Annotated in this window: 16 protein-coding genes; 11 read left to right on the top strand and 5 right to left on the bottom strand. The window is 78.3% G+C overall.

What is annotated here, in order from left to right; translation table 11 throughout:
- Nucleotides 1-39 precede the first annotated feature (39 nt).
- The 4 genes from J3P29_RS02570 to J3P29_RS02585 are packed head-to-tail and all read left to right on the top strand — an operon-like array spanning nt 40 to nt 2,655.
- The gene (locus J3P29_RS02570) at nt 40-888 is read left to right on the top strand and encodes an ATP-binding cassette domain-containing protein (protein ID WP_210492974.1); all 849 of its coding nucleotides are present in this window, start codon (nt 40-42) and stop codon (nt 886-888) included.
- Nucleotides 889-905: 17 nt separating this feature from the next.
- The gene (locus J3P29_RS02575) at nt 906-1,556 is read left to right on the top strand and encodes a hypothetical protein (protein WP_210491473.1); all 651 of its coding nucleotides are present in this window, start codon (nt 906-908) and stop codon (nt 1,554-1,556) included.
- A complete protein-coding gene (locus J3P29_RS02580; protein WP_210491474.1) occupies nt 1,553-2,077 on the top strand; it encodes a nitroreductase in 525 nt (174 codons plus the stop codon). Before J3P29_RS02575 ends, J3P29_RS02580 begins: the two co-directional genes overlap by 4 nt.
- Nucleotides 2,077-2,655: a hypothetical protein gene (locus tag J3P29_RS02585; protein WP_210491475.1), complete on the top strand. Its 579-nt coding sequence runs from the start codon at nt 2,077-2,079 to the stop codon at nt 2,653-2,655. The genes J3P29_RS02580 and J3P29_RS02585 overlap by 1 nt, the downstream gene beginning before the upstream one ends.
- A gap of 28 nt (nt 2,656-2,683) precedes the next feature.
- Here the strand turns inward: J3P29_RS02585 and J3P29_RS02590 are convergent, their stop codons facing one another.
- The 3 genes from J3P29_RS02590 to J3P29_RS02600 form a co-directional block, all read right to left on the bottom strand.
- The gene (locus tag J3P29_RS02590; protein ID WP_210491476.1) at nt 2,684-4,018 is read right to left on the bottom strand and encodes a TIM44-like domain-containing protein; all 1,335 of its coding nucleotides are present in this window, start codon (nt 4,016-4,018) and stop codon (nt 2,684-2,686) included.
- 166 nt (nt 4,019-4,184) lie between these two features.
- On the bottom strand, nt 4,185-6,068 hold the full coding sequence (locus tag J3P29_RS02595; RefSeq protein WP_210491477.1) for an alkaline phosphatase: 1,884 nt from the start codon (nt 6,066-6,068) through the stop codon (nt 4,185-4,187).
- Nucleotides 6,069-6,264: 196 nt separating this feature from the next.
- Nucleotides 6,265-6,864 (bottom strand): hypothetical protein, encoded by a 600-nt coding sequence (locus tag J3P29_RS02600; protein WP_210491478.1) that lies wholly within the window; start codon nt 6,862-6,864, stop codon nt 6,265-6,267.
- 98 nt (nt 6,865-6,962) lie between these two features.
- On the opposite strand from J3P29_RS02600, the gene J3P29_RS02605 reads away from it, so the two are divergent.
- The 7 genes from J3P29_RS02605 to J3P29_RS02635 all read left to right on the top strand — a co-directional run bounded on the left by J3P29_RS02605 (nt 6,963) and on the right by J3P29_RS02635 (nt 17,748).
- Nucleotides 6,963-7,571, top strand: coding sequence for a class I SAM-dependent methyltransferase (locus J3P29_RS02605; RefSeq protein WP_210491479.1), 609 nt, complete (start codon nt 6,963-6,965; stop codon nt 7,569-7,571).
- A 388-nt stretch (nt 7,572-7,959) separates the two neighbouring features.
- Nucleotides 7,960-9,936: a hypothetical protein gene (locus J3P29_RS02610; protein ID WP_210491480.1), complete on the top strand. Its 1,977-nt coding sequence runs from the start codon at nt 7,960-7,962 to the stop codon at nt 9,934-9,936.
- A gap of 130 nt (nt 9,937-10,066) precedes the next feature.
- Nucleotides 10,067-12,943 (top strand): LuxR family transcriptional regulator, encoded by a 2,877-nt coding sequence (locus J3P29_RS02615; protein ID WP_210491481.1) that lies wholly within the window; start codon nt 10,067-10,069, stop codon nt 12,941-12,943.
- An 80-nt stretch (nt 12,944-13,023) separates the two neighbouring features.
- Nucleotides 13,024-14,046 carry a MoxR family ATPase gene (locus J3P29_RS02620; RefSeq protein WP_246851400.1) on the top strand — a complete coding sequence of 341 codons (1,023 nt, stop codon included), beginning with the start codon at nt 13,024-13,026 and terminating at the stop codon, nt 14,044-14,046.
- Nucleotides 14,043-15,020 carry a DUF58 domain-containing protein gene (locus J3P29_RS02625; RefSeq protein ID WP_210491482.1) on the top strand — a complete coding sequence of 326 codons (978 nt, stop codon included), beginning with the start codon at nt 14,043-14,045 and terminating at the stop codon, nt 15,018-15,020. The genes J3P29_RS02620 and J3P29_RS02625 overlap by 4 nt, the downstream gene beginning before the upstream one ends.
- Complete coding sequence (locus J3P29_RS02630) at nt 15,017-17,065, top strand: transglutaminase-like domain-containing protein (RefSeq protein WP_210491483.1); 2,049 nt, start codon at nt 15,017-15,019, stop codon at nt 17,063-17,065. Before J3P29_RS02625 ends, J3P29_RS02630 begins: the two co-directional genes overlap by 4 nt.
- 35 nt (nt 17,066-17,100) lie before the next feature.
- Nucleotides 17,101-17,748, top strand: a complete 648-nt coding sequence (locus J3P29_RS02635) for a response regulator transcription factor (protein WP_210492976.1) — start codon at nt 17,101-17,103, stop codon at nt 17,746-17,748.
- A 4-nt stretch (nt 17,749-17,752) separates the two neighbouring features.
- Here J3P29_RS02635 and J3P29_RS02640 read toward each other — a convergent pair whose 3' ends face one another.
- Nucleotides 17,753-18,067 (bottom strand): hypothetical protein, encoded by a 315-nt coding sequence (locus tag J3P29_RS02640; protein WP_210491484.1) that lies wholly within the window; start codon nt 18,065-18,067, stop codon nt 17,753-17,755.
- Nucleotides 18,068-18,279: 212 nt separating this feature from the next.
- Nucleotides 18,280-18,816, bottom strand: a complete 537-nt coding sequence (locus J3P29_RS02645; RefSeq protein ID WP_210491485.1) for a helix-turn-helix domain-containing protein — start codon at nt 18,814-18,816, stop codon at nt 18,280-18,282.
- Nucleotides 18,817-18,833: the final 17 nt, after the last annotated feature.

Raw genomic sequence — 18,833 nt, forward strand, 5'->3', positions numbered from 1 at the left:
CCGCGCAAGGCCGACGTCCCCGCCGTCCGCCACGACACGCTGGACGAGGGCGACAACATCCTGCGGGTCCGGGAGCTGCGTAAGGAGTTCCCGATCACGCGCGGCATCCTCTTCCAGCGCCAGGTCGGCGCCGTCCGCGCGGTCAACGGCGTCTCGTTCGACGTCCGCCGCGGCGAGACGTTCGGCCTGGTCGGCGAGTCCGGCTGCGGCAAGTCGACGACGGCGCGCATGATCTGCCGCCTGCTGGACCCGACGAGCGGCACCGTCGACTTCGACGGGACCGACATCGCCGGCCTGGCCCGCAAGCAGCTCGTGCCGTTCCGCCGCGACGTGCAGATGGTCTTCCAGGACCCGTACTCGTCGCTCAACCCGCGGCAGACGATCGGGTCGATCATCGGCACGCCGCTCGACATCCACGGGATCGCGACGGGCGAGGGCGAGCGCAAGCGCCGCGTCCAGGAGCTCATGGACCTGGTGGGCCTGAACCCCGAGCACTACAACCGCCTGCCGCACGAGTTCTCCGGCGGCCAGCGCCAGCGCATCGGCATCGCGCGCGCCATCGCGCTGGGGCCGAAGCTGCTGGTGGCGGACGAGCCGGTGTCGGCGCTGGACGTGTCGATCCAGGCGCAGGTGCTCAACCTGCTGCGCCAGCTGCAGCGCGACCTGAACCTGACGCTGCTGTTCATCGCGCACGACCTGTCCGTCGTCCGCTACATGTGCGACCGCATCGCGGTGATGTACTCGGGCGGCATCGTCGAGCTGGGCAGCTCGGAGCAGCTGTACGCCAACCCGGGCCACCCCTACACGAGGGCGCTGCTGGACGCCGTGCCCGTGCCGGATCCCGACGCCCGGGCCCGGCGCCTGCAGGAGCGCGCGGCGGCGGCCTGAGCGTAGACTCGGGCGGGATGGCCGACCTCGAGCGCTTCCTGCCCCGCTACGCCGCCGAGCCGCCCCAGGAGACGGCCCCCTACGGCCGCTGGGCCGACCGTCTGGGGGCCGCCTTCCGCGACGCGGTCGGCGCCCTGGAGCCCGATCCCGACGAGCCGTCCGAGGCCGACGGGATCGGCGACCCGGGCGACCTGGTCTGGTTCCCCGACCGCACCTGGCACGGCCGGACGTTCGTGCCGGCGACCTCGCGGACCAGCACCGGCCTGGAGGCTTACGGCTTCGTCCGCTTCATCCCCGCCGACGACGACGGCGAGCCGCGGCTGTTCGAGGCCGAGGCGCAGGTGACGAGCGAGCTGGCCGAGAACAACCCGGACTGGCGCATCGACCTGTGCGAGACCGTCGTCGGCGCGTGGCGCGGCGACGGCGACGTCGCCGCGATGACGCTCGTGTGGGGCCGGCCGCAGGTGGCGGGCGCGGCGCACGCGCTCGCCGAGCTCGACGGCTCGGTCGTCGACCGCTGCCCCGTCGCGGACGGCCGCTTCACGCTCCTGGCGCCCGACGACTACCAGGGGGACACGCTCGAGATCGTCCTGGTCGGCGCCGACGGCGTCGAGCTGGCGCGCGAGTCGCTCTACGAGGACGACGAGGACGAGGGCGGCGCCGCGTGAGCGGCGAGGGGCCGATGGACCTCGTCCAGGCGATCCGCACCCGCCGCACCCACAAGGCGTACGGGGCGGAGCCGCTCGACCGCGCGACGATCGAGGAGCTCGTCGAGCTGGCGCGCTGGGCGCCCAACCACGACCTGACGGAGCCCTGGCGGTTCCGCGTGGTCGGCCCGCGGACGCTGCAGGCCCTGAAGGACGCGGCGCCGGAGTCGGCCCGCAAGCTGGACCGCGCGCCGACGCTGATCGTCGCGTCCGTCGTCGTCGACGACGACCCGCGGGTGGCGCAGGAGGACCGCGACGCCGCGGCCGCCGCCGTCTACGGGCTGCTGCTGGCGGCCCACGCCCGCGGCCTGGCCGGCTACTGGCGCACCCCCGCGCTGCTGCTGCAGCCCGCCGGGCGCGAGGCCGTCGGGCTGCCCGAGAACGAGGACGCGCTGGGGCTGCTCCACCTGGGGCCGCCGCGGCAGGAGCCGCGGGTGCCGCCGCGCGGGCCGCTCGACGCCGTCCTGGAGTTCTGCGCCTGATGCGCGCCCCGTGGTCGCGCCGCGCGGCGGTGGCCGCGTGCGCGCTCGCGCTCGGCGGCGGCGCGGCCGGCTGCGGCCAGGCGTCGCGGTTCCCCGCCGACGACCCGCGCTCCGCGGTCAACCAGCTGCTGATCGCCGCGATCGCGCAGGCCAACGGCCAGCGGGCGTGCTCGCTCCTGACGGTCCGGGCGCGCGAGCGCTTCGACGCGGGACCGGCCGGGTCGTGCCGCGCGGCGCTGAACACCGCGATCAGCTCGATGCCCGGGCCGTACAACGCGAGCGACGACGCCGGCCAGGCCGCCGACGGGCTCATCTACACGCTGCGCAAGGACGGTCCGGACCGCGCGACGGTCACGGCCCGCCGCGGACGCAACCCCGCGCTGACGTTCCGCGTGGTGCGCCTGAGCCCGCGCGAGCGCGAGGCCGACGAGGCGGGGTCGGAGCAGACCGTCGGCGGCGGCCCGCCCGACACGGAGTGGCGCGTGGACGTCGGCGCCGAGCAGCTGCTCGAGGTCGACCCCACGCAGGGGCAGGGCGGCACCGGCACGACGGACGCGCCCGCCCCGTCCGGCGCCTAGGGCCGCGCCCGGCCCCGCCGACCGCCGGTCAGCGCGCCGCGACGAGGCGCCAGACGACGTCGGCGTCGTCGGTGAGCGCCAGCGTCCAGTGCTCCTCGCGCCGCGTCTCGGCGGTGCGGGAGCCGGCGAGCACGGCCTGGGTGTCGCGGTCCTCGCGGTACCAGCGGGCGCGGTGGCGCACCGTCACCTCGATGCGGGGCGGCGCGACGTCGCCGCGCACCTGCTCGATCACGACGTCCTCGACGCGCGGTCCGCGGACGACGGTGCGGACGTCCGCGTCGGCGTCGGCGTAGAGCAGGTCGCGCACGGCCTGCGGCGTCGAGACGGCCGCGAGCTCGTCGTCCGCGCCGTCGATCGCGGCGGTCCAGGCCGCGACGGCCCGGCGCACGGCGGCGGTCAGCACGTCGGGGCTGAAGCGGTCGTCCACGAGCGCCAGGTCGAGGGCCGTGGCGCGGGCGTCGTCGGAGAGCGACGCGGGGACGAGCTCGGCGAGCGTCGCGGCGGGCGCGGCGGCGCCGGCGACCGCCACCTCGGTCCGGGCCTGGTCGGCGAGCGCCGGGTCCAGGTCGGCGCGCGCGACGACCTCGCCGTGCAGGTGGTGGTCGCCCTCGCCGTCCTCCTCGATCGACACGAGGATCCAGCGGCCGTCGCGCTTGCCGAGCGTCCAGTACTGCGACATGCGGACCGTCTCGTCGACCTGCCCCTGCTCGTACAGGCGCTCGCCGTACTGCGTCTCGACGTACGAGATCGCGTCGGCGGTGACGTGGACGACGACGCGGTCCTGATCGTCGCTCGTGCGGTTCGTCAGGCCGACGATGCGCACGACCGGCGTGCCGACGATCCCGGCGCGCGAGCGCCAGCCGCGGCGGCGGAAGTCGTCCAGGCGTCGGCTCCACTCGGCCAGCAGGTCCGGCCCGACGAGCTCGGACAGGCGCTGCTGGTCGTTGCGGTCCCAGGCGTCCTGCGTGTCGACGACCAGGCTCGCGGCGGCGGCGCGCACCTCGTCGGGGTCGAACGCGGCGTCGTCCTCGGCCGCCTCCCACGTGCTCGGCAGGACGGCGGCCTCGCGCGCCTGGCGCTCGCGGTCGGTCGCGCGGGCGCGGCCGGCCTCGCTCGCGTTGCGGATCGCCGGCAGGACGAACCGGGCGATCACGACGGCGATCACGATCAGGAAGATCAGGAACAGCAGGCCGCCGCCCCCGCCCCCGCCGCCGAAGAAGAAGATGCCGCCGCCCCCGCCGCCGTAGGACCGGCCGGAGTAGCCCCCGCCCGAGTAGGAGCGCCCGGAGCCGCCGGAGAAGCCGCTCGAGCCCCGGCCCGCCAGCGCGAGCACGATCGGGTGGGTCATCGCGGCGGCGAGCATGCGTGCAGGGTCTCATGTCGCGCCCGCGGGCGCGACGCATCGGGCCGCCGGGCGCTCGCCCCGGCGGGGCGGCTGGGGTGCCACCCCGGCCGCGCCGGCGTCGCACGGCGCGACTCCGGACGGCGGGAGGAGGACGCGGGGCGGGCGGGCGCCCGCCCCGCGGAGCTCAGCGCTTCGTGACGCGCACGCGCGCGGTGCGCGTCACGCGCTCGTGGCCCGCCGTCACGACGGCCGTCACGCGCAGCGTCGCGGCGCGGCCGGCGCGCAGCTTCGTCGCCTTCACCCGCAGGCCGGCGGCCTTGCCGCCGCGCAGCGACACGGCGCCGCGGCCGACCGTCGTGCTGCCCGACCGCACCGTCACGCGGGCCTTCGCGCCCTTCGACGCCAGGAGCGACAGCGAGAAGCCGCGCCGGGCGGACGCGCTGCCGACCGAGCCCGGGGCCGCCAGACCCGCGGTCAGCGGGGCGACGGTCGCGGGCGTCGTCACAGTCTTCGTCGGGCCCGCGACCGTCGTCGTCGGCCCGGGGACCGTGACCGTGCCGTGCGGCAGCGTGGACGGGACCTTCTGGAACGTCAGCAGCGGGAACAGGTCGGTCTGGTCGATCGTCCCGGTGACGTTCGCGGCCTGCGGGCCGACGGCCATCACGGGGACGGCGGCGCCGGTGTGCTGCTGGCTGGGGGCGCCGGTGGGCGGCACGTGCGTGCCGGTGTTGCCGCCGTTCGTGCCGTACGAGATGCGCAGCTTGTCGCCGGCCGGCGTGGTGATCGTGTTGTAGTAGCCCGTCGGCAGCTCGCTGTCGTCGGCCGAGACGATCTGCGAGGAGTGCGAGTGGTCCGCCGTCACGATGACCAGCGTGTCGGGGTGGCTCTGCTGGTAGTCCAGTGCCAGGCCGATCGCCTTGTCGAACTCGAGCGTCTCGCCGATCTGCTCGCACGGGTTGGCGGCGTGGTCGCGCTTGTCGATCGAGGCGCCCTCGATCTGCAGGAAGAAGCCCTTGTTCCCGTGCGCGGTGCTGGCGGCGTCGAGCAGGTCGATCGACTTCTTCGCCATCGCGCTCAGCGCGGGCTCCTGCGGGGCCGTGTCCTGGCGGTGCGTCTTCACGCACGTGGCGGCGTTGCCGTCGGCGCCGGCGAGGGCGGCCGTCGGGCCCTGCCACTCCGTGACCATGTTGGCCGCGTTGTCGTCGACCTCCTTGTCGTGGAACAGGCCGAGCAGCGGCTGGCTGCCCGGCGCGTCGCCCAGCGACGTGACGGCGTCCATGTCGGACTTCGTCGTCAGGTAGCGGAAGCCCTGCTCCTTCGCCTGGTCGACGACGGTCTTCGTGCCGTCCGCGGTCAGCGTCTGCAGGTACCGGGCGCGGCCGGCGCCGAACGTGATGTCGGGGCGGAGCGCGACCTGCTGCTCGGCGATCGAGCCGTGGGCGTTCGGGCCCGCGCCCGTCGCCTCCGTCGGGCACGTCTTGCGCGTGTCGGCCGGGCCCTGACAGGACCGCTGGCTCATGTGCGCCGTCGGGCCGGCGGGCGTGGCGTCGGTGACCTCGGCAGTCGTGACGTTGCCCGTCCACTTGCCGAGCTTCTTCGCGGCCTCGATCGTCGTCTCGTAGTTCTCGCCCGGCGTGGCCTTGTTGGCGCTGTTGCCCTGGCCCAGGCGGTTGATCATCGTCTTGTGGCCGGTGGACCACGCGGTGGCCGTCGACGCCGAGTCGGGGTCGAAGTTCTCCTTGCCCTTCGCCGCGACGTCGTCGAGCGGGGTCAGGTCGTAGGTGGTGGCCACGCCGCGGAACGGCAGGCGGTCCATGTTCAGCGGCTTGTCGACGCCCTGGTAGTAGCGGGCGATCGACACCTCGGACTCGCCCATGCCGTCGCCCACGAGCAGGATGACGTTCTTCGGGACGGACGGGTCGATCTTCGTCGCCAGGGCGGCGGAGCGGTCGTCGTGGGCGCCGGTGCCGACGGCGACGGCTGTGGCGGCGCCGCCGGCGAGGGCGACGGTGGCCGCCGCGGCGGCGATGAGCGGCCGGCGGCCGCGGAGGGAGCGTGAGAACGCCATGGGGCTCCTCGGGGATTCGGGGATGGGGGTGGGGAAGACGTGCGCGCGACGGCGTCGCACCGCCCTTCTGGGGCCGTGGACGGGCGCGGCCGGGCCGGCGCGGAGCCGGACGGCGTGCGAGCGCGTCCCGCCGGGACGGCCGAGGGGGGACGACGGGCCGGGCGGGCGCGGAGAGCCGGGCCGCGGGGCGGCGGGCTCAGCGGGCGGGGACGGGCGGGGCCCGTCCCGGATGCCGACGCGCCAGCAGCAGGCCGGCGGGCAGCAGGGCGGCGGCCGGCAGCGGGCGCCGGGCGGGGGCGCCGGGACGCACGGGCGTCCGGGCCGCGCCGATCCGGCCGCGCCCCCGGCGGACGGCGCCGACGACGCCGACGACGAACGCCAGGGCGGCGCCCAGGCCGAGCGCGAGCGGCAGCACCGACCCGGCCACGTGCGCGGCCAGCTCGGCCACGCCGTCGCCGTGCCCCACGTGCAGGGCCAGGGCGAACAGCTCCTGCGCCGTCAGGCCGACGAGCAGGATGCCCGTCGTCTCGGCCAGCCGCCGCGGCCAGCGGGTGCACGGCTCGCGGCGCTCCCGGCGGGCCACCCGCAGGGCGAGGGCGCCCGCGACGGCCAGGCCGCCCAGCTCGGGCGCCGCCGCCGGCACGCCGGCCGCGTCCGCGAGCGCCACGCCGTTGGCGGACGCCGCGCCGACCACGTCGAGCAGCTCCGCGACGAGCATCGCCAGCAGGACGAGGAGCGGCAGGCGGGCGGTCCGGCGCGCCGTGGCGCGCGGACCCGTGGCGGGAGCGCCGGGCACGATGGGGCACCTTGGCAGCCGCCCGATCGTCGGAAGTGAACGCCCGGAGAACTCGTCGGCACGGGGCGGACCCGCCATGATGGGGTGGTGTCGTGTGCGTGGACCCCGGAGACCAGACCGTGACCCCGGAGCTGCGGGACCTGCTGCGCGACCTGCACCGCGAGGGCCGCGCCCACGACGCCGGGCACCGCGACCGGCGCGACCGGCTGCGCAACCTGGAGCCCGAGACGGGGGCGCTGCTGCACCTGCTGATCCACGCGACGGGCGCGCGGCGGGTGCTCGAGGTCGGCACCTCCAACGGGTACTCCGCGCTGTGGCTCGGGGACGCGCTGCGCGCGACCGGTGGCCGGCTGGAGTCCGTGGACGTCGACGCGGGGCGGCTGGAGGCGGCCCGCGCGAACGTCGCGCGCGGCGGGCTGCAGGACGTGGTCGCGCTGCGCCAGGAGGACGGCGGCGCCGCCCTGGCGGCGGCGGAGGAGGACGCCTACGACCTGGTCTTCCTCGACGCGGAGCGCGACGCGTACGCGGGGTGGTGGCCGGCCCTGCGCCGGGTGGTCCGCCCCGGGGGGCTCGTCGCGGCCGACAACGCGATCTCGCACGCGCACGAGCTGATGGCGTTCCGCGCCTTGCTGCGCGAGGACGAGGGCGTCGTCGAGACGCTCGACGGCACGGGCGCCGGCCTGCTGCTGGCGACGCTGGTCGCCTGAGGGCCGCGCACGCCGCCGCGGTCCGCGTCGCAAAGGCACGCCGGCCGCGCCTTCACGCGGCGGCCGTCGGGAGGCCCTGGCAGGATGCGGTACGAGGCAGGCCGCCGGGTCCCGCGGGCCGGGTCGCTTCCTCGAGGACGGTGCGTGGGTGGCCGGCGCCTTCGCGGGGCCGGCCACCGCGCACTCCGGGGCCGGGCTCGGCCGGCCGGCAGTCGCGCTGCCTCGCGGCCCGGCGACGCCCGCCATCCGCGACCAACGCCCGCGTCGGCGTGCCGGATGCCCGGCGGGAGGACGGATGGACACATGGCGGATCTCCGTCGTTTCGTTACGGACGAGCGTCACGTACGGAGTACCGTGAGCGCCGTTCACACCCTCCCCCCGCGCCACCGTGACCGCTCTCTCCTCCTTCCCTCGCGCCCGCTCCGTCCGCCGCCGCAGCCGGCGCGTCGTCGGGGGCCTGGCGCTCGCGGCGCTCGCCGTGACCGCCGCCCCGTCGTCCGCGGCCGCCGCCCCGACCGGCACCTGCACCTCGGACGCCCTCACCCTGTCCCTCCTCGGCGGCGCACCGCTCGTGCCGATCGCCGCCAACCCCGGCGGCGGCGCCTGCCGCACGGACACCGGATCGCTCGCCACCCTCGACCCCGGCGTGGGGCGGATCTCGGCCGCCGACGCCACGACCCGTCTGCGGGACGGGCAGGACGCCGCGGCCGACGCCGGCCTGGCGGGCCTGCGCCTGGGCGTCGCCCCGGCCGTCGGCGCCCTCACCGGTCCGCTGCTCGGCGGCCCGTCCAGCATCACGGGCCAGATCGACGCTGCGGTCGCCGGCCTGCTCGGCCGTCCGCCGCTGAACCAGCTCGCGTCGCTGACGGCGCCGACGCTCCCACTCGTGCCGTCGCTCGGCGGGCTGGAGCTCGTGGGTCCGCCCGACGCCGCCGGCGTCCTGGGCGCCGTGACCGCCGCGCTGCCGGCGGCACTCCGCGCCGCCCTGCCCGACATCGCCACCGCCGACGTCGTGCGGGCGAGCGCGACGGCGACCTGCGACGCCGGCACGGCGCGGCTGGCCGGCGCCACGCAGGTCACGGGTCTGCGCGTGCTCGGCACCGCGGTCGACGGCGACGGCGCCGCCACGCGCGTCCTGTCGCTCGACACGCAGACGCTGCGCCTGGGCGACCTGCTGACCGTCGACGACGTCCTGCGCAACGTGCGCGTCCGCGCCACGGGGCTGCTCGGGCCGGTGGTGGCGGGCGTCGCCGGATCGTCGACCACGTCCCTCTACGCGCTGCTGCACGCGACGGACGGCGGGCTCGTCTCGGCGCTGAACGGCGTGCTGGGCGCGACGCTGGGCGTGACGGCGGGGCAGCTCCTGAGCGGCATCACCGCCGACCTCCGGCCCGTGCTGGACGCGACCCCGATCGCGCTGCCGACCGGCCTGCTGCGGGCGCAGGTCGCGACGGGCGACGGGGACGAGGCCGACGGCGCGCTGCGCCGCTCGGCGCTGCGGCTGACGGTCACCGCCCTGGGGCAGCCGCTGCTGGACGCCCGCGTCGCCAACGCCCGGGTCGCGGCGTCGAGCGTCACCTGCGCCCCGCGCGTGGATCCGCCCGTCGACCCGCCGGTGGACCCGCCCGTGGAGCCGCCGGTGGTGACGACGCCCACGACGGCGACCCCGCCCGCGACGCCGCCGACGGTCGCCACCCCCGCGACGCCGCCGCCGGCGGTGGAGGACCGCGAGCAGCCGGTCGTCGGCGTCGCGGACCCCGCCCGCTTCACCTCGCCGCAGGCCGAGGCGATCCTGCGCTGCACGAAGGAGCCGGTGACCCTGGTCGACGTCGTGCCGTCGGGGACGAAGGCCGTCGTCACGGGCGTGGCCCAGCGGCGGCTCGTCGGGCAGCGCGCGGTCATCCGCCTGGGGGCCGCCGGCCGGCGCGTCGGGAGCGCCCTCATCCGCTCCGACGGCACGTTCCGCGCGCGCGTCGCCCGCCCGCCGGCCGCGATCCGCTACACCGACGCCGCGCGCTACTACGCCGTCGCCGGCGGGCGCCGCACGACCGCGCTGAAGTACGCACGGCGGATGGCCGTCACCGGCCTGTCGGCCGCCGGCGGCCGCGTGACCTTCCGCGGGCGGGTCGCCGGGCCGCGCTTCGCCGCCCGCCCGGTCGTCGTGCTGCGGGTGCGCGAGTCGTGCTCCCGCTATCGCGTCGTCGCCCGCGTGCGGCCCGACGGGCAGGGACGCTTCGTCGCCCGCGTGCCCGCCCCGAAGGGCACGGGTGCCGCGGTCTACCGGGCGCAGACCGTGGTCCCCAGCGTGGCCGGATCGACCCGCCGGCGGTCGACGTTCACGCTGCCGCGGGTCGTCGGCCTCTGAGCGGGCGCCCCGCCTGCGTGGCGCCCGCCGTGGCGCGGCGAGGCCGGTCCGCCGGAGCCCGTCGGGGCCGGCGGCGGGGAACGCCCCGGGCCGCGGCGCCGCCGCGCGGGCCGCGGCTACGATGGCGCCGATGCGCTCCTCCGAGCCGGCCGCGGAGGCCCTCGACGCCCCGGCCGAGCCGCGCCTGCTCGAGCGCGAGGCCGAGCTGCGCGACGTCGACGCCGTGGTCGGGGACGCCGTGGCCGGCGAGGGCCGGGCCCTGCTGCTGCAGGGGCCCGCGGGCATCGGCAAGACCGCGCTCCTCGACGTGGCCGCCGAGCGCGCCCGCGCGGCGGGCCTGCGCGTGCTGCGCGCCACGGGGTCGCCGCTCGAGCGCGACTTCCCGTTCGGCGTGGTCCACCAGCTGCTGGACCGCGAGGTCGGCGCCGCGTCGCCCGAGCGGCGCGAGCGCCTGCTCCAGGGTGCCGCCGGCCGCGGGGCGGCGGTGCTCACCCCCGACGACGGCGCGGCGGTCGCCGAGGGCGAGGAGCCGCGCTACGCGGTCCTCCACGGGCTCTACTGGCTCGTCGCCAACCTGGCCGACGAGGGGCCGCTGGCGCTCGTCGTCGACGACCTGCACTGGGCGGACCGCCCGTCCGTGCGCCTGGTCGAGTACCTGGCGCGGCGGCTCGAGGGGCTGCCCGTCGCGCTGCTCGCCGCCGCGCGGCCGGGCGAGCCGGGGAGCGACGCCGACCTGCTCGCGGCGTTCGCGGCGAACCCCGCGACCACCGTCGACCGCCCGGACGTCCTCGGGGCGGAGGGCGCGGCGGCGCTGCTCGCGGGCGCCCTGGGCCACGCCCCGACCCCGGCCTTCGTCGCGGCGTGCGCCACGGCGACCGGGGGCAACCCGTTCCTGCTGCAGGTGCTGGGCCTGCAGGCCGCCGAGCGCGGGCTGCGCGGCACGGACGACGACGTCGCCGCCGCGCGGGCGGTGGGCGCCGAGGGCCTCGTCGACGCCGTCGGGCGCCGCCTGGCGCTCCTGGGGCCCGACGCCCGCGCCCTGGCGCCCGCCGCCGCGCTCCTCGGGCCCGGCTACCGCCTGGACGAGCTCGCGGCCGTCGCCGACGTGCCGCCGGCCGCCGCCGAGCGCGGGGCCGACGCGCTCGTCGCGGGCCGCTTCCTCGACGCAGCCGACTGGGGGTTCGTGCACCCGCTGCTGCGCGAGGCCGTCATCGGCTCGACGCCCGCCACCGCCCGCGCGCGCCTGCACGGCCGGGCGGTCGCGGTGCTGCGCGCCCGCGGCGCCCGCGCCACCGAGGTGGCGCTGCACCACCTGGGCGCCGCACCCGCGGGCGACCCGGCCGTCGTCGACGACCTGCGCGCGGCCGCCCGCTCCGCCGTCGCGGACGGCGCGCCCGACGTCGCCATCCGCCACCTGCGCCGCGCGCTCGAGGAGCCGCCCGCGCCGGAGCAGCGCCCGCGGCTGCTTCTCGAGCTGGGCGAGATCGAGGGCGGGACCGGCAACACGGAGGGGCTCACCCACCTGACCGAGGCGCTCGAGGGCGACCTGTCGGGCGACGATGCCGCCCGTGGCCACGTCGCGCGCGGGATGCTGCTGTCGCTCGTCGACCCGCCGGCGGCGCTCGCCGAGGCCCGCGCCGCCGCCGCGCTGGCGGCCAGCCCCGACGCCCGCCTGCGGACGGAGGGCCTGCTGCTGGACATCGCGATGTACCACGCGAGCACCGTCGACCTGCGGCAGGAGCTGCTGCGCCCGGCGCGCCGCGACCCCGCCGCCGCCTCGCCGGCCGAGCTCGCGCACCTCGCCTACCAGCGGGCCCACGAGGGGGCGCCGCGCGCCGAGGTGCTCGACCTGGCCCGCCGCGCGCAGGTCGACGGCCGGCTGCTGCAGGTCCTCAGCCCCGACTCCTCCAGCTACCAGCTGGTGGCGCTCGCCCTGCGGATCAGCGAGGCGCCCGAGGCGGCGCGCCGCGTGCTCGACGCCGGCGAGGAGCTCGCGCGCCGCAACGGCAACCGCTTCTCGCTCATGCACGTCGAGCACGCGCGCGCCTACTGGCACCTGGAGTACGGCTCGATCGCGGCCGGCATCGCGCACGGCCAGAGCGGCCTGGCGATCGCGAACGAGCTGGGCCGCCGGCTGGCCGCCTGGACGTTCGTGTCGGCGCTCGTCGAGCTGCACGTGCAGGCCGGCGACCTGGCCGCGGCCGAGCGCGTGCTCGCCGAGCACCCCGTCCCGCCCGAGCTCGAGGACGCGGTGCACGCCGCGTTCGTCCTCGCGGGCCGCGGCCTGCTGCGCCTGGTCGGCGGCGAGGCCGAGGAGGCGCAGGCGCTGCTGGCGCGCTCCGTCGCCAGCCTGGACCGCTGGGGCTGGAAGGCGCCGCTGTCCACCCGCCGCGTCCTGCGCTGGGCCCGCGCGCTCGCCGCCGTCGGCCGGACGGACGAGGCCCTCGCGCTCCTGGACGCGCAGGAGGCGCTCGCCCGCGGCGCCGGCACCGACGGGGTCGTCGGCGTCGTCCTGGCCACGCGCGGACGGATCGTCGGCGGGGACGAGGGCGAGGCGCAGCTGCGCGCGGCCCTCGCGCTGCTGGGGCCGTCCGCGCTGCGGCTCGACGAGGGCTGGGCCCAGCACGCGCTCGGCGCGCTGCTGCGGCGCCGCGGCGCCCGCACGGAGGCCCGCGCGCCGCTGCGCCGCGCGCTCGAGATCGGCGACGTCACCGGCGCCGGGCTGCTGGCCGGGTCGGCCCGCGAGGAGCTCGCGGCCACGGGCGCCCGCGCGCTGCGCACGGCCCTGTCGGGCCCCGCGTCGCTCACCCCGAGCGAGCGCCGCGTCGCCGACCTGGCGGCCGCGGGCCTGACGAACCGGCAGATCGCCGAGCGGCTGTGGATCACCCGCAAGACCGTCGAGCTGCACCTGGGCCACACGTACGACAAGCTCGGCATCCGCTCGCGGACGCAGCTGCCCGAGGCGCTCGGCGCGCCGGACGGGACGGCGCCGCCGACGACCGCCTGAGCGACACCCGCCCCGATCGGGCGGCGGATCGCCCGATGCGGCGCGGGGGCGGACGGCGCCGTGCCACCATCGGACGCAGGATGAGCACGGGATCCTCCGCCGAGCGGCCCCCGGCCACGGTGCATCCGTCCGTCGCGCTGAGCCCGGTCGCTCCGCCGCCGGAAGGCCCGGTCGCCCCCCTCGACGTGCCGGGCGTCGCGGCGCTCGGCGAGCGCCTGCGCGCCCGCATCCGCGAGGGCATGCAGATCGACGACGACGTGCTCGAGGTCGTGCTGAGCGTCCTGCTCGCCGGCGGCCACCTGCTGCTCGAGGACCGCCCCGGGGTCGGCAAGACGCAGCTCGCGCGTACGATCGCCGCGAGCATCGGCGGCCGCTTCGCCCGCGTGCAGGCCACCGTCGACCTGCTGCCGTCCGACGTGCTCGGCGCCAGCGTCTGGCACGCCGGGGCGGAGCGGTTCGAGTTCCACCCGGGGCCGATCTTCGCCAACGTCGTGCTCGTCGACGAGCTCAACCGCACGACGCCGAAGACGCAGTCGGGGCTGCTCGAGGCGATGCAGGAGCTGCAGGTCACCGTCGACGGCCGCACGCACCACCTGGAGCGGCCGTTCCTCGTCGTCGCGACGCAGAACCCGGCGGCCGGGTTCGACGGCACCTACCCGCTGCCGCCGGCGCAGCTCGACCGCTTCCTGGCGCGCGTGTCGCTCGGCTACCCGTCCGCGGAGCAGGAGGCCGCGCTGCTGCGCGAGCGGCCGCAGCCGCCGGCCCTCGCGGCCGGCAGCCTGCCCGAGCTCGTGGCCGCGCACGGCGGCGTCACCACGGTCCGCACCGCCGAGCCGCTGCTGGCCTACGTGGTCGCGCTGCTGCGCGCGACGCGCGAGCACCCGCTGGCCGAGTCCGGGGCCAGCCCGCGGGCCGGGCTGCAGCTCGTCGGCGCCGCGAAGGCGCGCGCCGCCCTGGACGGGCGCGACCACGTGCTGCCCGACGACGTGCAGGCGCTCGCGCCCGCGGTGCTGGCGCACCGGATCGAGCCGGTGCCCGCCGCGCCGCTCGAGGCGCAGGCCGAGGTGGTCGCGGACGCGCTGCGGGAGACGCCCGCGCGGTGAGCGCCCGGCCGGTCCCGCTCGCGCTGGGGCCCGCGCTGCCGGGGTGCGCCTCCGCGGTCGCGCTGGGCCTGGGCGCCGCGGCGCTGGGGTCCGTCGCGCTCTTCGCCGTCGCGCTCGGGGCCCTGGCGGTGCTGGCCGGGGCGTGGCTGGCCGTCCGGATCGGCGCGCGGCGGGTGCGCGTGACGCGCCGCGTCGCCCGCCGTGGCCTGCTCGAGGGCCGCCCCGTCGACGTGACGTTCGCGGTGCGCGGCGTCGGGATGCTGCCCGTGCACGTCGAGGCGCTCGCGCCCGACGGCCGCTGGCGGGCGCTCGGGCCGCGCGGCGGCGCGACGTCGTGGGCGCTGGATCGCCCCGGCGCCTACGTCCTCGGCGCGTCGCCGCTGCGCCTGCGCGACGACCTGGGGCTGTTCTCGCGGCCCGTCGCCGCGGGCGCCGCCGAGGCGCTCCTGTCGCTGCCCGAGCCGCTCGCCCCGCCGCGCACCGCCCGCACGGGCGGCGCCGACCCCGTCGGCGATCCCGAGCCGGACGGCCTGCGCGCCTACGTGCCGGGCACGCCGGTCGGGCGCATCCACTGGCGCAGCGCGGCGCGCGGGGGCGACCTGCAGGAGCGCGCCTTCGTCACCGCCCGGCAGGGGCTGCCGCTCGTCGTGGTCGACACCGCGGGCGTCGAGGACGGTCCCGCCGTCGACTGGGCCGCGCGCGCCGCGGCCGGGCACGTGCTCGCGCTGGCGCGGACCGGGGGCTGCCGCGTCCTGCTGCCCGGCGACCGCGCCCCGACCGCGGTCGAGGACGCCGCCGGGGGCTGGGCCGCCCTCCACCGCCGGCTGGCGGCGCTCGCGCCCGGTCAGCCCGCGCGGCCGCTCGACGAGCCGGCCGCCGTCGTCGTGCGCGCCGCCGCGGCGCCCGAGGAGGCGTGGCGGGACCGCACCCCGCTGCCGCCCGGCGTCGTGCCCGTCGCGGAGTGGTCCGGATGACCGGCGAGGACGTTCGCGCCGCCCCGGCCGTCGGCCGCGGCCTGGCCGTGCTGCTGCTCACGTTCGCGGGCGCCGCGGCGTGGTGGCCGGTGCTCGGCGCGGGGGCGCTGTGGGCGACGCCGATGGTGGCGCTCGCCGCGCTCGTGGTCGCCCGCGTCCTGCCGGCCCGGGCCGGGCTGCTGGCCGCGGTGCCGTGGATCCCGGCGTCGCTGCTGCTCGGCGGGCTGCCGGCCGCGGCGCTGCGCCCGGGCGCGTGGGGCGACACCGCGTCGGCGCTGGCGCGGGCCGTCGACGGGCTGACCGTGCCGGCCCGCGGCCCCGTCGGCCCCGACCCCTGGCCGCTCGCGGGGGCGCTGCTGCTCGCGGGCGTCGGCGCGGTCGTCGCCGCCGCGCTCTGCCGCCGGCGCACGCGCGCGTGGCGGCTCGTCGGCCTGCTGCTCCTGGCGCTGCCGGTCGTCGGGGCGCTGGCGCTCGAGCAGACCGGCGACGCGGGCTGGCCCGGCGCGGCGGTCGTCGCCGCCGCGCTGCTGTGGCTCTCGCGCGGGCGGCTGCGGACGGCGGTGCCCGCGACCGTCGCGGTGGCGCTGGTCGCGGGGCTCGGGGCCCAGGCCCTGGGACCGGACGAGCGCTGGATCCCCTTCGTCGGGGCCGCGGCGCGCAAGCCGGGCTTCACGCGGCTGGACCCGAGCCAGACGTACGGCCCGCTCCCGGATCGCCGGACGGGGCGGACGATGCTCGACGTCGAGGCGGACGCGCCCGCCCTGTGGCGGATGCAGGCGCTCGAGGAGTTCGACGGTCGCGTGTGGTCCGTCGCGCGCGACGACGTGCCCGACCTGCCCGAGCCCGCGGCGGAGACGCGGCGCGCGACGGTCCACGTCCGCGGGCTGCAGAACCGCCTCGTCGTCGCGCCGGGCGCCGTCACCGACGTGCAGGCGGCGGGCGAGGTCCGCCCGATGTGGGGCGACGCGTGGGGCGTGCAGCCGGGGCCGCGGCCGGGGGACACCTACACCGTCGAGGCCCGGGCGGTGCGCGCCACGGCGGCGGGACTGCAGGACGTGCCGGTGCCGGCCGCGGGCCGCTACCCGGACTACACCAGCGTCTGGCCGCAGTGGCAGTGGCGGCGCAGCCAGTGGCCGGGCCCCGGTCCGGGGCGCACCGACGGGCAGGCCCGCGGTCGGCGCCCCGACGAGCTGACGCCCGCGCAGCGCCGCTGGCTGCGCAGCACGCCCTGGGGCCGCGCCGGCGCGCTCGCCGAGCGGCTGGCCCGGGGCACGCGCTCGCAGCTCGAGGTCGTCCGCCGCGTGCAGTCGTACCTGCAGGACGGCGACCGCTTCCGCTACACCACCGACGTCCCGCAGCCCGGCCCGTTCCCGCTCGCGGACTTCCTCTTCGAGACGCACCGCGGGTACTGCCAGCAGTTCGCCGGCGCCGCCGCGATGCTGCTGCGCCTGGCCGACGTGCCGACCCGCGTGGTCACCGGCTTCGCGACGGGCCGCCGGACGGGCGACGGGCGCTACGACGTGCGCGACTCGGACGCGCACGCGTGGATCGAGGTGTACTTCCCCGGCTTCGGCTGGGTGCCGTTCGACCCGACGCCGCCCGGCGACGCCGAGGTCGACGCGTCGCTCGACCTCCTCACGCCGGCGGGCGCCGGCGCCGGGGCGGGCGGCGGCGCGACCGCGGCCGTCGGCGGCGCGCTCGTCCTGCTGCTCGTCGGCGGGGGCCTGGTCGCGCGGCGGCGCCGTGGCCGGGAGGCCGCGGCGCCCGCGGGCACGGGCGAGCTGCTCGTGCGCCTGGTGCCGGGCCCGGTGGCGCCCTCGACGACGCTGGCGGGCCTGCGCCCGCGGCTGGCGCGGCTGGGCCCGGCCGTCGCGGGGCTGGCCGACGAGGCGCAGCGGCAGCGCTTCGCGGACGACGGCACGCCCTCCGACCCGCACCCGCGGCTGCGGGTGTGGCGGGCGCTGCGGCGCGACGTGGGCCCGGCGCGCGCGACGGTGCTGCTCGGCCGCGCCGTCCTGACGCGCGACCCGGCGGAGCGGCGCTGAGCGCGGCGGACGGCTACCGTCGGCGCGTGGAGCCGCTGCGGGTGCTGATCGCCGAGGACCAGGTGCTGCTGCGCACCGGCATCGCGCGGCTGCTGACGGACGCGGGGATGGACGTCGTCGCCCAGGCCGGCGACGCCGAGGACCTGCTGCGCAAGGTCCGCGCGCACCGTCCGGACGTCGCGATCGTCGACGTGCAGATGCCGCCCGACCGGACGGACGACGGCCTGCGCGCGGCGGTCGCGATCCGCGCCGAGCTGCCGGGCGTCGCGGTGCTCGTGCTCTCGCAGTTCCTCGAGGAGCGCTACGCGCTCGAGCTGGTCGGCGACGACCCGCGCGGGGTCGGCTACCTGCTGAAGGACCGGGTGATCGACGTCGACGCGTTCGCGGCGGCGGTGCGTCGCGTCGCCCGCGGCGGGTCGGCGCTCGATCCCGAGGTGGTCGCGCGGATGGTCGGCCGGCGACGCGACGACGACCCGCTCCGGGCGCTGACGCCGCGCGAGCGCGAGGTGCTGGCGCTCATGGCCCAGGGCAGCTCCAACCGCGGGATCGCGGAGGCGCTCGGCGTCGGCGCCGCGGCCGTCGAGAAGCACTCCACGCGGATCTTCCACAAGCTCGGCCTGGGCGCCGAGCCGAACGAGCACCGCCGCGTGCTGGCGGTGCTGACGTTCCTGCGGGCGCGGTGAGCGCTCAGCGGCTCGCCAGGCCGTGCGGCAGCAGACCGTCGTGGCGGGCGGCGGCGAGCTGCTCGGGGTCGGCCTCGTCCGGCCACACGCCGTAGCGGTCGAAGAAGGCGCGGGCCTCGTTCTCGCGGTCGCGGTCGACGTCTCCCTTCAGCCCGATCTTGTGGATGCGGTTGGAGACGACGACGCCCAGTCCGCCGCCGAGCATGAGCGCGGCGCCCTCGACGCCGACGATGTCGGGCGAGACGGCGATCATCACCGCGCCGGCGACGAAGATCAGCGCGGGGAGCCAGAAGCGGACGATGCGGATGGGCGTGAACACGGGCGCGGTCCTGCGGTCGGGGGTCGAGGCCCCGGAGGCGGGGCACGACCGATCGTGGCACCGGCCCGGGGTCGCGACGAGGGGGGAAACCGGACATCGGGCGCCACGGGCGGCCGCGGACGACCCCTCCCGGCTCGGGGGCATCGGGGCGCGGGCGGGCGACGGCGATCGAGCGGGCGGCCGCCCGAGGAGGCGGTCGGTGGCGGCGTAGGTCAGGCCCAGCGCGACGCGAGCCGTGCGCAGACCGCTCGCTGCTCGGGGGTCGTCAGCGCGTGCGTCAGGAGCCCCTCGACCGTGAACACGGCGATCCGCACCTCCGCGTCGAGGGCGTCCGCGGGCACCGCCTGCTCGATCGAGGCGCGCAGGAGCCCCTCGGCGGTCGCGTGGAACGCGTCGTGCCAGGCGTTCAGCGCCTCGGAGCGACCGATGCGGGCGTGGACGGTCGTGACGAGCCCCCGGAGCGCCTGCAGCTGCCCGACGGTCCAGAGCACCTGGTCGACGATCGGGCGCTCCGCGACGTCGGCGTAGGCGGCGAGCGCGTCGGCGAGCACGGCGTCGAGCACCGCGACGAGGAGGTCGTCCTTGTCGCCGAAGTACCAGTAGATGGTGTTCGGGGCGACGCCAGCGGCCCGGGCCAGCGCGGCCATCGAGGTCGCGTCGAAGCCGTCCTCGACGAACAGCCGCCGGGCCGCGGCCACGAGCTCCGCGCGCTTCTCCTCGCGGTCCTGACGCGGTTTGGTCGGCGGCATCCCCACCCACGGTACAC

The organism is Patulibacter sp. SYSU D01012, assembly GCF_017916475.1.
Taxonomy (GTDB): domain Bacteria; phylum Actinomycetota; class Thermoleophilia; order Solirubrobacterales; family Solirubrobacteraceae; genus Patulibacter.

What these genes read in the sequence shown, in the direction of transcription:
- J3P29_RS02575 (WP_210491473.1), top strand. Translation starts at nt 906, where the DNA reads ATGGCCGACCTCGAGCGCTTCCTGCCCCGCTACGCCGCCGAGCCGCCC.
- J3P29_RS02585 (WP_210491475.1), top strand. Translation starts at nt 2,077, where the DNA reads ATGCGCGCCCCGTGGTCGCGCCGCGCGGCGGTGGCCGCGTGCGCGCTC.
- J3P29_RS02590 (WP_210491476.1), bottom strand. Translation starts at nt 4,018, where the DNA reads ATGCTCGCCGCCGCGATGACCCACCCGATCGTGCTCGCGCTGGCGGGC.
- J3P29_RS02595 (WP_210491477.1), bottom strand. Translation starts at nt 6,068, where the DNA reads ATGGCGTTCTCACGCTCCCTCCGCGGCCGCCGGCCGCTCATCGCCGCC.
- J3P29_RS02615 (WP_210491481.1), top strand. Translation starts at nt 10,067, where the DNA reads ATGCGCTCCTCCGAGCCGGCCGCGGAGGCCCTCGACGCCCCGGCCGAG.
- J3P29_RS02620 (WP_246851400.1), top strand. Translation starts at nt 13,024, where the DNA reads ATGAGCACGGGATCCTCCGCCGAGCGGCCCCCGGCCACGGTGCATCCG.
- J3P29_RS02630 (WP_210491483.1), top strand. Translation starts at nt 15,017, where the DNA reads ATGACCGGCGAGGACGTTCGCGCCGCCCCGGCCGTCGGCCGCGGCCTG.
- J3P29_RS02645 (WP_210491485.1), bottom strand. Translation starts at nt 18,816, where the DNA reads ATGCCGCCGACCAAACCGCGTCAGGACCGCGAGGAGAAGCGCGCGGAG.